General features: G+C 59.4%; 14 protein-coding genes. 6 read left to right on the top strand and 8 right to left on the bottom strand.

What is annotated here, in order from left to right; translation table 11 throughout:
• Positions 1-17 precede the first annotated feature (17 nt).
• Positions 18-2,246 (bottom strand): polysaccharide biosynthesis tyrosine autokinase, encoded by a 2,229-nt coding sequence (locus AC3WRD_RS25445; RefSeq protein ID WP_102621835.1) that lies wholly within the window; start codon positions 2,244-2,246, stop codon positions 18-20.
• 38 nt (positions 2,247-2,284) lie between these two features.
• Complete coding sequence (locus tag AC3WRD_RS25440) at positions 2,285-2,725, bottom strand: low molecular weight protein-tyrosine-phosphatase (protein ID WP_096822067.1); 441 nt, start codon at positions 2,723-2,725, stop codon at positions 2,285-2,287.
• Positions 2,726-3,028: 303 nt separating this feature from the next.
• Here AC3WRD_RS25440 and AC3WRD_RS25435 point away from each other — a divergent pair, with 303 nt between their 5' ends.
• Together AC3WRD_RS25435 and tal are read left to right on the top strand one after the other, a co-directional pair.
• The gene (locus AC3WRD_RS25435; protein ID WP_102621836.1) at positions 3,029-3,994 is read left to right on the top strand and encodes a cellulase family glycosylhydrolase; all 966 of its coding nucleotides are present in this window, start codon (positions 3,029-3,031) and stop codon (positions 3,992-3,994) included.
• A 202-nt stretch (positions 3,995-4,196) separates the two neighbouring features.
• On the top strand, positions 4,197-5,123 hold the full coding sequence (gene tal / locus AC3WRD_RS25430) for a transaldolase (protein WP_096822069.1): 927 nt from the start codon (positions 4,197-4,199) through the stop codon (positions 5,121-5,123).
• A 72-nt stretch (positions 5,124-5,195) separates the two neighbouring features.
• Here tal and rssC read toward each other — a convergent pair whose 3' ends face one another.
• From rssC to AC3WRD_RS25415, 3 genes are all read right to left on the bottom strand, one after another.
• The gene (rssC, locus tag AC3WRD_RS25425; protein ID WP_042560140.1) at positions 5,196-5,678 is read right to left on the bottom strand and encodes an anti-sigma factor antagonist RssC; all 483 of its coding nucleotides are present in this window, start codon (positions 5,676-5,678) and stop codon (positions 5,196-5,198) included.
• On the bottom strand, positions 5,678-6,859 hold the full coding sequence (rssB, locus tag AC3WRD_RS25420) for a two-component system response regulator RssB (RefSeq protein WP_096822070.1): 1,182 nt from the start codon (positions 6,857-6,859) through the stop codon (positions 5,678-5,680). Before rssB ends, rssC begins: the two co-directional genes overlap by 1 nt.
• A gap of 322 nt (positions 6,860-7,181) precedes the next feature.
• Positions 7,182-7,871 (bottom strand): MlaA family lipoprotein, encoded by a 690-nt coding sequence (locus tag AC3WRD_RS25415; protein WP_096822071.1) that lies wholly within the window; start codon positions 7,869-7,871, stop codon positions 7,182-7,184.
• Between the two features lie 184 nt (positions 7,872-8,055).
• Here AC3WRD_RS25415 and pcrP point away from each other — a divergent pair, with 184 nt between their 5' ends.
• Positions 8,056-8,676 carry an HAD superfamily inactivated hydrolase PcrP gene (gene pcrP, locus AC3WRD_RS25410; RefSeq protein ID WP_102621837.1) on the top strand — a complete coding sequence of 207 codons (621 nt, stop codon included), beginning with the start codon at positions 8,056-8,058 and terminating at the stop codon, positions 8,674-8,676.
• Positions 8,677-8,784: 108 nt separating this feature from the next.
• The gene (locus AC3WRD_RS25405; protein WP_096822073.1) at positions 8,785-9,048 is read left to right on the top strand and encodes a DUF4404 family protein; all 264 of its coding nucleotides are present in this window, start codon (positions 8,785-8,787) and stop codon (positions 9,046-9,048) included.
• A gap of 68 nt (positions 9,049-9,116) precedes the next feature.
• On the opposite strand, the gene queF is transcribed toward AC3WRD_RS25405, so the two are convergent.
• The gene (queF, locus tag AC3WRD_RS25400) at positions 9,117-9,947 is read right to left on the bottom strand and encodes an NADPH-dependent 7-cyano-7-deazaguanine reductase QueF (RefSeq protein WP_096822074.1); all 831 of its coding nucleotides are present in this window, start codon (positions 9,945-9,947) and stop codon (positions 9,117-9,119) included.
• 61 nt (positions 9,948-10,008) lie between these two features.
• Positions 10,009-10,542, bottom strand: coding sequence for a copper-resistant cuproprotein CopI (copI, locus tag AC3WRD_RS25395; protein ID WP_102621838.1), 534 nt, complete (start codon positions 10,540-10,542; stop codon positions 10,009-10,011).
• A 159-nt stretch (positions 10,543-10,701) separates the two neighbouring features.
• Between copI and AC3WRD_RS25390 the strand changes: the two genes are divergently transcribed.
• Positions 10,702-11,382, top strand: coding sequence for a heavy metal response regulator transcription factor (locus tag AC3WRD_RS25390; protein ID WP_102621839.1), 681 nt, complete (start codon positions 10,702-10,704; stop codon positions 11,380-11,382).
• Positions 11,382-12,722: a heavy metal sensor histidine kinase gene (locus AC3WRD_RS25385; protein ID WP_102621840.1), complete on the top strand. Its 1,341-nt coding sequence runs from the start codon at positions 11,382-11,384 to the stop codon at positions 12,720-12,722. Before AC3WRD_RS25390 ends, AC3WRD_RS25385 begins: the two co-directional genes overlap by 1 nt.
• A gap of 30 nt (positions 12,723-12,752) precedes the next feature.
• Here AC3WRD_RS25385 and AC3WRD_RS25380 read toward each other — a convergent pair whose 3' ends face one another.
• On the bottom strand, positions 12,753-13,997 hold the full coding sequence (locus tag AC3WRD_RS25380; RefSeq protein ID WP_096822078.1) for a lipoprotein-releasing ABC transporter permease subunit: 1,245 nt from the start codon (positions 13,995-13,997) through the stop codon (positions 12,753-12,755).
• Positions 13,998-14,008: the final 11 nt, after the last annotated feature.

Genomic DNA, 14,008 nt, shown 5'->3' with positions numbered 1-14,008 from the left:
AGGACAATCACTGATTTTCAGGACTTGTCGGACGCGTATTCGTAGTTGTAATAGCCGTAGCTGCCGTTGCCGTAGTAACTGGCCGCACGCTTCTCGACGCCGTTGAACACCGCGCCTTTCAACTCGATGCCGTTCTGGGCGAAGCGGCGAATCGTCAGTTCGATCTCTTTGGCCGGGTTCACCCCGAAGCGCGCGACGATCAGGCTGATGCCCGCTTCGCGACCGACAATCGCCGCATCCGTCACCGCCAGCAGCGGCGGTGTGTCGATGATCACCACGTCATAACGCTCGCTGAGTTGCGCCAACAGTTCGCGGAAATTGGCGTGCATCAACAGCTCGGACGGATTGGGCGGCACCTGGCCACGACTGATGAAATGCAGGTTGTCGACTTCGACCTTGTTGATCGCCTGTTCGAGGGTGCAGCGTTTGACCAGCAGGTCCGACAAGCCGTTGGTGATCGGTGTGTTCAGCGATTTGTGCAGATGCCCCTTGCGCATGTCGGCATCGATCAGCACCACCCGCTGCCCGCTCTGCGCCATGACTGCCGCAAGGTTGGAAGACACAAAGGTCTTGCCGACCTGCGGGCTCGGGCCGGAAATCATGATGCGGTTGTTGGTCGAATCCAGCGCCGCGAAATGCAGGCAGGTGCGCAGGCTGCGGATCGACTCGATGGACAGGTCCGTCGGATTGCGCAGGGCCAGCAGATACGCGGGGGTGTCCACCGTGACTTTGGCGCGGACTTTCTTGGTGTCCTCTTCCTGTTGCAGGGCGCTGTAAGGGATCGACGCGTAGACCGGCAAGCCGAGCTGCTCGATGGCTTCCGGCCCTTCCAGGCCCTTGCTCAACGACTTGCGCAACAGCACCAGGGCCACGCCGACAAAGGCGCCGAGGAAAGTCGCGATCAGCACGATCAGGGCTTTCTTCGGTTTGACCGGGCTGGTCAGGTCGACGTCTGCCGTATCCACCAGACGCACGTTACCCACGGCGCCGGCTCGGATAATGTCCAGCTCCTGGGATTTGTTCAGCAACTGGGTGTAGATCTGCGAAGCGACTTCGACATCGCGGGTCAGGTTGAGCAGTTCCTGTTGCGTGGCTGGCAGGTCTTGAACCTTGCCTTCCAGCGACCGCTGTTGCTGGGTCAATTCACCGATCTGGGTCATCAATGCGCGATAGGCCGGGTGCTGTTTGGTGAACTTGCGATCCATCTCCGCCTGTTGCAGTTTCAGCTCGGAAATCCGCGTTTCGAGGGCGACGGACTGGCCGAGCACCGATTGGGTTTCCAGGGAGATATTCACGGTCTTGCCGCGAGTCTGGTAGGCGTTGAGCGCATCGCTGGCCCTGGCCAGATCGCGTTTGACCTGCGGCAACTGGCTTTGCAGGAAGGCCAGGCTCTGCGCCGCTTCGGCCGAGGTGCGTCGTACGTTCTGATCGACGTACAGCGACGCGATCTTGTTGAGGATCTTCACCGCTTCAGCGGCGTCGCTGCTGGCCAGGGCCAGACGGATGATCCCCGATTCCTTGCCCTGCTCGGAAATATCCAGCGCGTCCTGATACCCCTGGATGGTCACGATTCGTGGGTAGCGCACCACTTCGAAACGGGTGCCGGGGTTGGCCAACAGTTGTGTGATCTGCCCTTCTACGCCGTCCTGCGCGAAGGCTTCGCCGGCAACGCCTTCTGCCAGCAGGTTGTCGTTGTCATCGAATAGCTGGAAGCGATGCTGCTCGCCGGCGATCAGGCTGAGTTTCTTGCCCAGCAGCTCCTTGGGCAGATCGAGCCGGGAAAACTCCAGGCGCTCACCGCCCCAGGCGTAGCTGTTCAGGCCGAAACGCGGCGGTGCGACGCTGAGTTCGGTCTCACCGCGATAGCGACGGGCGAGAAACCCGCCAATCACCGGAAAAGTATTCGGGGTGACATCGATGTCCAGGCGCAGATCGTCGACCGTCTTGCCGATCACTGCACGGGATTTGATGATCCCGATCTCGGTCACGGACGGCGATTGCCCGCCCAGCATGCTGTTGAGATCGGAAAAACCGAGCATGTCGTTCTTCTTCGGTTCGACCTGTACCAGCGCGTTGGCCAGATATACCGGCGTGGCCAGAATCGCGTAGGCAACGCCGGTCATCATGAACGCGCCGGTGAAGGCGCCGATCAACCATTTCTGATCGATCAAACTGCCAAATATGCCGAGAAGATCAATACTGTCTTGATCGTTGTCACGGGTGCCGACTACTGACGGTAACTGCATAAGTCTTTCTTACCATTCACTGTTCTGAAGAATATTCATCAATGCCCGAGGCGTTGTGCCCATGAGCCAACAGCATCTTCAATCAATGCATGGGCATGAATAAAAGCGGCCTGCCCTTGACGATACGGATCCTGTATTTCTCGCTCGTTCTGCCACTTGCCGAGAAGAAACACTTTGCCTCTGGCGTGAGAGGCAATCTTCAGTACTTGTTTTACATGTTCTTTTTCCATGACCAGAATCAGGTCTGATTCATTGACGATGTCTGCTGTCAGTTGCCGCGCCTTGAACCCTTCGGCGCTCTGTCCACGGTCTTCCAGCACCTGACGGGCCGTTCTCTCCATGGACTCGCCAACCCGTGCAGACAGGCCTGCGGAGGTGACCGTGATCGTCGAGGGCGCCAGCGCGTTACGCAGCAACAGTTCAGCTGTCGGACTTCGGCAAATATTGCCCACGCAGACGACAAGGATCTTTCTGAACAAGGTTTACATTCCCGTGTAATGTCAATCGGCCAACATGCCGTGTGGATTGAAATGAACCCACCGGACTTTCCTGCATTCGGAAATAGATTCGCCTGTTAGTACCGGTGCATTAAGTACCACGGGGTCTAAAAGTCACCCAACCAGAATTACCGGACTAAAAATAACTGTGATTTTCAGGGTATTTTCCCGACCGAAGTTTTCCGACAAAAAATAACATCGATGCACTTTGTACCGTTGCGACGCTCTAAAAACGTGCGATGTGATAACCAATGGCCAGTGTCATTTCTAACAAGGAACACAGAAATGAAATCAACACACCTCAAACGGCTTGCCGCCCTGACCCTGTCGGTGCTCGGTGTCACCAGTCAGGTTCACGCCACTGAATTGTTCCCTGAACTGCCCGCCAACAAGACCATTGGCGTGCAGGTGAAGATCCAGACCTTTTCCCCCACCGACGCTGCAAAGATCAAAGCGGCCGGCCTGGGTTTCGTGCGTTTTGGTGTCTGGACGGACAGCGTGGGTGACCCCAGCTATCAAAAACAGGTCAACGATGCCTTTGCGACCGCCCGGGCAGCCGGCCTGCCGGTGCTGCTGACCGTACGTTCGACCCAGGCGCTGACCTCCGCACCCGGCAACAACCGCGATTTCACCTCGGCCGGTGAGACGTTCGCCCGCGCGGTGACGACCCTGGAGAAAGCGTACGGCCCGCAACTGGTCGCCATCGAGATATGGAATGAACCGGATCTGGACACCTACTGGCCAACCGGCAATTTCAGCACCACGTTCGCGCCCTTCATGACCGCTGTGTGTAAAACGCTGCAGGGAAATCCACCGTCGACACCCCTGATCGGCTTCGGCTTCGCCCGGCCACCGAGTGACAGCTCTGCATCAACGGCGGCACTGAACAGCATCGTCAGTGCCTACCCCAAATGCTTGAGTGCGATTTCCTATCACCCGTACGGCATGACCACGACGCAGATCAGCAACGCACAGACGTTCATCCAGCAGAAATTCCATCTGCCGGGCGTCATCAGTGAATGGGGCGTGTCGTCACTCGCCTCCAATGGCGGGAATGCGGGACAGGCCAGCAAAATCGGCGCGTTCGTCACCGATATGAAAAGGCTCAACATCCCGCTGACATCGATTTACGAATGGAAAGACACCACGTCGGGCAGCAATGACCGGGAAAGGAACTTCGGCATGCTGAACGCCGACGGCCAGCCGAAACCTGCGGAAGTCACGGTTAAAGCCGAGCTCAATCCTATGTAATCAGCTGGCCCACAGAGTACTGACGGTCAGATGCCTTGAACCTGTGGCCGGTTTTGGCATCGTATTTATCGACATCGCGCCCCGATCATTCAAACAGCCGTTTTCAGGTTGTTGCCCACGGGGCAATCGATACATCCACATGCCCTTGAGTGGCCGTCAGCGCTCGGGTAATGTCGTCAGACCCATAGGACAGAGCACGCTCATGACTTCCAAGCTGGAACAACTCAAACAATTCACCACCGTGGTTGCCGACACCGGCGACTTCGAAGCGATTGCCCGGGTCAAACCGGTCGACGCCACCACCAACCCTTCCCTGCTCCTCAAGGCGGCGGCCATTCCGGCCTATGCCGAGCTGCTGAACGCCGCTGTTCGCGACTGCAAGGGCGATGTCGGCCTGGCCAGCGACCGCTTTGGCGTCGCGGTGGGTCAGGAAATCCTCAAAGTGATTCCGGGCCGCATTTCCACTGAAGTGGATGCACGTCTGTCGTTCGACAAGGACGCGATGCTCAAGCGTGCGCACCGTCTGATCGAGCTGTACGACAAGGCCGGCATCGGCCGTGACCGCGTGCTGATCAAGATCGCCTCGACCTGGGAAGGCATCCGCGCCGCCGAAGTGCTGGAGAAGGAAGGCATCCAGACCAACCTGACCCTGCTGTTCTCCTTCGCTCAGGCCGCTGCATGCGCCGATGCCGGCGTGTTCCTGATTTCGCCGTTCGTGGGCCGCATCTACGACTGGTACAAGAAGGCTAACGGCAACGACTACACCGGCGCCGATGATCCGGGCGTGCAGTCCGTCACGCGCATCTACAACTACTACAAGGCCAATGACTACAAGACCGTGGTCATGGGCGCAAGCTTCCGCAACCTCAATCAGATCGAGCAACTGGCGGGCTGCGACCGCCTGACCATCAGCCCGGACCTGATCGACAAACTGGCGGCAGACACCGGCAAACTGGAGCGCAAACTGGCTCCAGGTCACGCAGGCGAAGCACGCCTGAGCCTCAATGAATCGCAATTCCGCTGGTTGTCCAACGAAGACGCGATGGCCACCGAGAAACTGGCCGAAGGCATTCGTCAGTTTGCCCGCGACCAGGAAAAACTCGAGGCGCTGCTGCAAGCCAAGCTGTAATGGGCTGACGGCAAACGCAAAAAGGGCGAACCCTCACAGGTTCGCCCTTTTTTGTGCCTGATGGCGGGTGAATCAATGCCTTTCGAGGGCATTCACCAGATCATGGAAGGCTTCGCGATTGGAGTCGTTCAGGCCCATGAGGATCTTGTGCGCTTCCAGCACCTTGATCCGCACGACTTCCTCCGACTGATCCTGATCCGGCAGGTCATCGAGACATTCCGGGCAAGGCACGGGATGGTTGACGATATTGAACACCTGCTCGAAACCCATCGATTGCAGCAGACGGGTGATGTCGTCGTGGGTGGTGACCACGGTCGGAAGCAGGCCGACCTTCTGCCGCGACAGGATCGACAGCTTGGCCAGCAGGCCCAGCGTGGTGCTGTCGATGCTGCGGGTTTCGGTCAGATCGATCACGATCGCGTTGAAATTCAGCGCGGTGAAGATCTTCTCAATAGTCGCATCCAACGCCGAACACAGGGTCAGGCGAACTTCACCGACGAACTTCAGGACGAAGGTGCCGTCCTGTTCGGCGAACTGGATTCTACCGGTACTCATTAAAGATTCCTGCTCAACACCAACAAGGCGATATCATCCGGCATCTCCCCTAGCGTGGCCAATCCAAAAACCTGCCGCAGGCCATCCAGGCTGCCGCCCGCCGACTTGACCCGTTGGGGCAAGGCAGCTTCTTTCTCTTTGAGTGTGGGTTCTGGCAAAAGATCCAGAATGCCATCAGACATCAGCGTCAGGCTGAACGTCGGTGGCAGCTCGAGCACGTGATCTTCGTAGGTGGCTTCATTGAAAAGCCCCACGGGCAGACCGCGCCCCTCGAGGTAGCGAACACTGTCAGGCGTGTACAACACAGGCAACGGCAGATGGCCGCCGATGCTATAGGTCAACAAACCGGTCTCCTCGTCGATGACTCCACCGACCATTGTGACGTGTTTACCCAGCTTACAACTGATCAGCCCCCGGTTGATATGACCAAGGACTTCCGAAGGCTTGAATTCCGGCAAGGTGCCGTTGCGCTTGGACTCGAACAGCAGGCGCGTGGTCATGAACTTCAGCAGGACGGTGACGAAGGCCGAAGAGGCGCCATGGCCCGAGACGTCCGCCAGGTAGAACGCGACCCGACGCTCGTCCACCCGGAAATAGTCGACAAAATCACCCGACAGGTACAGCGACGGAATGATCTGGTGGGCGAACTTGAATTCGTCGATGGTCCACGGGCTGACCGGCAGCATGTTCATCTGCACCTGGCGACCGGCGTTCTGGTCTTCCTGGAGCAGGTTCAGGCTGGCTTCGAGCTCACGGTTGGCCTTTTCCAGCTTCTCGCGGTAGCGCTGGTTTTCCAGCAGCAGGCGCGCACGATCCAGGGCCCGGCGCACGGAGTGCTCGAGCACGGCCAGATCTTCGAGAGGTTTGATCAGGTAATCCGCCGCGCCCAGGCGCAGGGCCTCGACCGCATCGTTCATCACGCCGGCACCCGAAACCACGATCACAGGAGTCTGTGGTGACCGCTCGGTGACCTGACGGATGAGTTCGAGACCGCCCATCTGCGGCATGCGCAGATCGCAGATGACCAAGTCGGGCTTGTCTTGCTCGAATACCTGAAGACCCTGCTGACCGTTACTGGCCTGCAAGACGCTGAAACCACTGTCTTCCAAATAGGCCGCGAGGCTCGCGCGCACTACTTCGTCATCATCGATTATCAGCAGCGTGGCACTGGTTTTTGGCATGTGGGCAAACGGCGCCAGAATTAGGTTGGCGTAGCAGGCGGGGCAACGGCCCGGCGCAGACTACTGGATTCGCTTTCTAGCCTCTCTGCTGCACCGTTTCAGAGCGCTTGCCCTGTACACGGTTGCACCAGAGGTGCCCTTCTAAGGCGCAGACGGTACTCCCATCCGAGAGGCGTTTCAAGCATGCGCCGATGGTCGCTTGGAGACTTTGTTTGTCAAATCACTCGCAGTTATAAGAACGGCTTCAACCGTAACCCAATCATTGGACGCGCCCACAAAAAAGGCGACCTTGCGGTCGCCCCTTCATGTCGATCAATCGAGATCAAAAATCGTCTTCGACGTGACCGTCCTTGACCTTGAACTCGCGGTTCTGCAGGTAGGCATTGCGGATGAAGGTGTACTTGTCGCCGCTGATCAGCTTCTCGCTGGACAGCAGGCTGGCGCGGGTGTCGACGATGTTCAGGCCGTAGATGGTGTTACGTGCCGGGATGTCGTTCATGTAGCGGTACGGTGCGGTGTAGGTGTCGACATACTTGGACGGCGCGTCACGCAGAGTGCTCGGGCCCAGCAACGGCAGCATCACGTACGGACCGCTGCTGACGCCCCAGTAGCCGAGAGTCTGGCCGAAATCTTCGTCGCTGCGATGCAGGCCCATCTTGGTGCCGACGTCGAAGAAGCCGAGCAGGCCGAAGGTGGTGTTGAAGATCAGGCGCGCGGTGTCGACACCGGCAGCGGCTGGCTTGGCCTGCAGAATGTTGTTCGCCAGGTTGGTGATGTCACCCACGTTGCGGAACATGTTGTGGATGCCGTCTTCCAGGAATTGCGGCGTTACATATTCATAGCCCTGCGCCAGAGGTTTCAGCGCGTAGGTGTCGACGAAATCGTTGAACTGGAAGATCGGACGGTTGACGCTTTCCCAAGGGTCTTCTTCCGTTGCAGCGTTAGCGGCGAACGGCACCAGCATCACGCTGGCACATACACAAAGCTGAGCGAGAGGGTTGCTCCAGCGCATAGAAAACTCCTTGGATTGTACATACGCGGCAAGCGGGCCACGGTTATAAGAGGTGCAGTATAAGACGGAAACAAGGTTTTAGGCATTCCAGCATGAACACCTCTGTAGGACGGTGCGTCATGCGCTTGTCATCCAACTGTCACCGGCGATGCTTAGCCTGACTTCTATTTCAGGGACGTTTTCCATGCCTCAAGCCGAAGCCTTGCCCCTGTCCGCCCCCAACCTGACGGCCGTGCTGTTCGGGCTCAGCGGTTGCCTGGTGGACTTCGGCGCCCGCGCCCGTCACCACGCCAGCCCCGGCACAGAGCACGCCGACGCCACGCCGGGCGCGCTAGACAGCCTGCGTAGCCTGCAGCGTCAACTGATCCCCTGCGCCTGGCTCGATGACTTGCCCCCTGCCCTCACCCAGGTGCTGGCGTCCGGATTGCCGGGCTGGATCAAACCCTCGCAACATCCCGCAACAAACAATCCATGGCCGGCGCCGAATGCCTGCTGGCAAGCCTTGATGGCGTTGAATGTCGATCGCCTGAACGGCTGCGTGCTGGTCAGCGGTGAACCGCGCTTGCTGCAATCGGGCTTGAATGCCGGGCTGTGGACCATTGGCCTGGCCTCCTGTGGCTCACTCTGCGGCCTGGCCCCGAGCGAATGGCAAGCCCTCAGTCAAAAAGAACGCGAACAACTGCGCGGCAAGGCCACTGTGCAACTGTTCGGTCTGGGCGTGCACTCGGTGATCGATCACCTGGGCGATCTCGATACCTGCCTGGCAGACATCAGCCTGCGCCGCCTCAAAGGCGAAAAGCCCTGACCGGGATCATGCAGGTTCATCGAGAGTGGATTAGTCTTAAGGAGAGCCATAGACCTTTGGCGCACGGCTGCGGTCTATGCCAGTGCCTCTCGATAAAAGGAAAACACCATGCCCGCCCGCGAACTGCAAGAACAGCTCAACACCCTGCGCGAGCAACTGGATCAGAATCCGCCGCTTACAGAAGAAGAGCGCGAACATCTTCGTGAGCTTATGGCGCAGATCGAATCCCAAATCAAACTGGAGAGCGCGACGCAGGACGCCAGCATCGCCGATGGCGTGAATCTGGCAGTTGATCGCTTCGAGCTCGAACACCCTGCTATTGCGGGCACCCTGCGCAATATCGTCAATGCGCTGGGCAGCATGGGCATCTGATCGCCCTCCCCTGAAATGCAAAAAGCCCTGCCAGCAATGGCAGGGCTTTTTCATGTCCGCGTTACGGGTTACTGGCGAACCAGACGATGGTTCGGCAACTGCACGCTTTCAGTGCTGCGGTACGGATTGATATCCAGCCCGCCCCGGCGCACATAGCGTGCAAACACCGTGAGCTTTTCCGGTTTCAGCAAACGCTGCAGGTCGAGGAAAATCCGCTCCACGCATTGCTCGTGGAAGTCCGAGTGCTGGCGGAAGCTGACGATGTATTCCAGCAGACTGGCGTGATCCAGTGCCGCGCCACGGTACTCCACGACTACGCTGCCCCAGTCCGGCTGGCTGGTCACCGGGCAATTGGACTTGAGCAGATGGCTGTGCACGCTCTCCTCCACCACCCGCGAATCATCGCAACGCAGCAGTTCAGGACGCGGATGTTCGTAGTTGCTGACACTGATATCCAGATCGTCGATGCACACGCCCGGCAGCGCGACGACGCCTTCGGCTTCAACGTCTTTCAGGCTGCGAACCCGCACGCCCACGGGCTTGCCGGCAGCGGCGGACAAGTCCTTGACCAGCGTCGCTTCCAGGCTCGCGACGTCGGCGAACGGCGTCTGGTTCAACGAGTTCAGGTACAGCTTGAACGACTTGGATTCGATGATGTTCGGCGAGTCCGCCGGAATGCTGAATTCGCCGATCGCCACCACCGGTTTGCCCGACGGCAGCAACCACGACAGTTCGAAGCAGTTCCAGAAATCCACGCCTTTATACGGCAGGGTCTCGGCGGTCAGGCCCAGCTCGGCCCACTTCGCGGTGCGCGGGATCGGAAACAGCAGGGACGGTGTGTAAGTGGCGATGTATTCGCTGGATTTGCCCAGCGGCGAATGTTCGGCTGCGGGATGCATGGCGGAAACCTGACTGAAGAATCAGCGGATTCTATCAGCCTTTGCTCCCGCCTTTGAGTGCTTACTGACTGACAGTCAGTTTGCCGACCATTCCGGCCTGGTAATGCCCGGGAATGTTGCAGGCAAACTCCAGGTTTACGGCTTTGCTGAAGGTCCAGGTCAGCTCGGCGGTCTTACCCGGTTCGACCAGTACGCTGTTAGGGTCGTCATGCTTCATGACGTGCCCCATCGAGGCATGATCCATGCCCGCCATGTCGTGGGACATTTCCTTCATGCCGGTCGGCGTCAGCATGCCGCTTTGCTGCATCTGCAACATTTCCTGCTGGTGCTTGGCATGCATCGCCGCGTCGCCGAGGTTGAATTCATGCAGTAACTTGCCTTTATTCACCAAGACAAAGCGAATGGTCTCACCGGCCTTGATCTCGATGGCCTTCGGATCGAACGTCATGTCACCCATCACCACTTCAATGCTGCGACTGGCCTTGGCGGCCGGGGCGGGTTGGCCGAAGTCATAGGTGTGCGCAGGGTCGGCCCAGACGGATGAGCTCAACGCCAGCAGACAGGCGGCGACGGCCAGAGGGTTGCGCAAAAACATAGTCATACTCCAACTAGATAAGGTTCAGCCTGTGGGAAACTTTAGCCCGCCCGCGCTGGCAGCTACCTGACAGCCAGATTACAACTTTGTCAGGTTGGTCTGCATAACCGCCGCCCACGGTATAACGCCCTTGTTCTGTCTATTTGAGCTCCACACCCCATGAAACTGCTGATCGTCGAAGACCAACCGAAAACCGGCCACTACCTGCGCCAGGGCCTGACCGAGGCCGGCTTCAACACCGAGTTGGTGGCCGACGGCACCACCGGACAGCAACTGGCCTTGAGCGGTGACTATGCCTTGTTGATCCTCGACGTGATGCTGCCCGGTCGCAACGGCTGGCAGATTCTGCAAGCGGTGCGCAGTGCCGGGCTCGAAACCCCGATCCTGTTTCTGACCGCCAAAGACACCGTGGAAGACCGGGTTCATGGCCTGGAACTCGGCGCCGACGATTATCTGGTCAAGCCGTTCGCCTTCTCCGAACTGCTGGCCCGGGTGCGCAGCCTGTTGCGACGCGGCAGCGCCATTCCGCAGGAAACCTGCCTGCAACTGGCCGACCTGCGTCTTGACCTGATTCGCCGCCGCGTCGAGCGCAGCGGTCAGCGCATCGATCTCACCGCAAAAGAGTTCGCGCTGCTGGAAATGCTCCTGCGCCGCCAGGGTGAAGTGCTGCCCAAATCCCTGATCGCCTCCCAGGTCTGGGACATGAATTTCGACAGTGACACCAACGTGATCGAAGTGGCGATTCGTCGGCTGCGCCTGAAGATCGATGACGACTTCCCCAACAAGCTGATTCACACCGTGCGTGGCATGGGTTATGTCCTTGAAGAGCGTGCCGACTGATGCGCCGCCTGTCACTCGGCAGTCGGCTGGCGTTGCTCTTCGCCGCCTGTACCGCGACGGTGTCGCTGGTGGCGGGCGTGGTTTTCAATCGGGCCAGTGAGGCGCATTTCATCGAGCTCGATCAGCAACTGCTCGAAGGCAAGCTGATCAATGTGCGTCAGACACTGCTGGGTGATGGTGACGCCGCGCATATCACCGCTGAATTGAGCCAACAGGGCGATGTTACCCTGCGCATCAGCAGCCCTGAGGGGCAACGCTGGTTCGGCCGCTCCCTGCAAATGCCGGCGAACCTGCCGCAGCAGCCCGGCCTGGCCACCATCAACGACAACGGCACGGATTATCGCCTGCTCAACGCTCCGCTCTACCCGGAACAACCCGACTCGCCACAGTTGACCCTGCTGCTGGACATCACCCACCACCAGCACTTCCTGCAACGCATGCAGCATCTGATCTGGCTGACCGTCGGTCTTTCGGCACTGGCGACCGCACTGCTCGGCGCCTGGGCAGCGCGCAGCGGATTGCGTCCACTGCGCCGCATGAGTGCGGTCGCGCGCGGGATTTCGGCGCAATCGCTCAATGCCCGACTGCCGGAAGCGCAGATGCCTGCGGAACTCACGGAATTGGCCCACAGCTTCAACGCCATGCTCGGACGCCTCGACGACTCCTTTCAGCGTCTCTCGGCGTTCTCCGCCGACATCGCCCATGAACTGCGCACCCCATTGTCGAACCTGCTGACCCACACGCAGGTCACCCTCACCCGCCCTCGCCCACTCGAGGATTATCGCGAGGCCCTGCACAGCAACCTCGAAGAGCTGCAATGGATGGCGCAACTGGTCAACGACATGCTTTATCTGGCCAAGGCTGACCACGGATTGCTGGTTCCCAAGCGCGAACCGCTGGAACTGGCGGAAGAAGCCGATGCGTTACTGGAGTTTTTCGCACCGTTGGCCGAGGACGCTCAGGTCAACCTGAGTCGTGATGGTCAGGGGCGGTTCGAGGGTGATCGCGCGATGTTGCGCCGAGCGCTATCGAATCTGCTGGATAACGCGTTGCGCTTCACACCGGCAGCCGGCGAAGTACGCGTGCGGGTGGCCGAGCAGGCGAAGTCCTTGAGGGTGACTGTGGAAAACAGTGGCGAAGGCATTTCTTCGGATTTGTTGCCGCGCTTGTTTGACCGCTTCTACCGGGCGGACCCGGCGCGCCAGGAAGGCAGCTCGGAGCATGCGGGGCTGGGGCTGGCGATTACTCAGTCGATCATCCGGGCCCATGGCGGGCAGATTCATTGCGAATCAGCTTTGGGGTGGACGCGGTTTGTGATTGAGTTGCCGAAAAACGATTGAGGCCGGCAATGCCGGCCTCAACGGGGGAACTTACGAATAGCGCAACGCGTGCGCCGGCTCGATCTTCGCCGCTCGCCAGGCCGGGTAAACGGTGGCCAGGAAGCTGAGGATGAAGCCCGCCGAGCAGATCAGCAGCACGTCGCCACCCTGCAATTCCGATGGCAGGTTGCTGACGAAGTAAACGTCGGAACTGAAGATGTGCTGACCGGAGACTCGCTCGATCCAGCCCACCAATTCAGAGACGTTCAGCGCCGCAATCACGCCGAGCACACCACCAATGATGGTGCCGACAATCCCGATCACCGTGCCCTGCACCATGAAGATCGCCATGATCTGCCGTGGCGTGGCGCCGATGGTGCGGAGGATCGCGATGTCCGCGCCCTTGTCGTTCACCACCATGATCAGGGTCGCGATGATATTGAACGCCGCCACCGCGACGATCATCAGCAGCAACAGGCCGATCATGGTTTTTTCCATCTTCATCGCACTGAACAGGCTGCCCTGGGTGTGGGTCCAGTCGTCAGCCTTGAAGTCAGTGCCGAGACCGGTGGCGATGTCCGACGAGACCTTCGGCGCGGCGTACAGGTCTTTCACCGCCAGGCGCACGCTCTGCACCTGATTCGGTTCCCAGTGCTGCATCTGCGCGGCATCGGCGACGTGGATCAGGCCCATGGAACCGTCCAGCTCGGCGCCAACCTTGAACACACCGACCACGTTCAAACGCTGCATGCGCGGGGTAATGCCGCCCGGCGCGGTACTGACTTCCGGCACGATCAGGGTGATCTTGTCGCCGACGTTCAGGCGGAAGCGGCGGGCGGTGATCTCACCCAGCACTACGCCGAATTCGCCCGGTTTCAAGGCGTCGAGACGGCCCTGCACGATGTGCTGCGCAACGATCGACACCTTGCCTTCCTGGGCCGGGTCGACGCCGCTGATCTGGATCGGCTGCATCATGCCCTTGTAGGACAGCATGCCTTCCATCTCGGTGAACGGCACGGCGGCGGTCACTTCGGGATTTTTCAGGGCTGCGGCAGCCACCGGTTGCCAGTCATCGATCGGCTTGACGCCAACGATGGTCGCGTGGGGCACCATGCCGAGGATGCGCGAGCTCATTTCGCGCTGGAAGCCGTTCATCACCGACAACACCACGATCATCGCCAGCACGCCGAGGGCGAGACCGATCATCGAGGTCATCGAAATGAACGAAACAAAGCGATTGCGGCGCTTGGCGCGGGTATAGCGCGTGCCGATAAAGATCGATAACGGTCTGAACATTCGCTGGGGCA

The organism is Pseudomonas sp. FW215-R2 (genome assembly GCF_058789255.1).
Note: the sequence above shows the minus strand (reverse complement) of the source record. Positions and strands in the feature narration are given on the sequence as shown.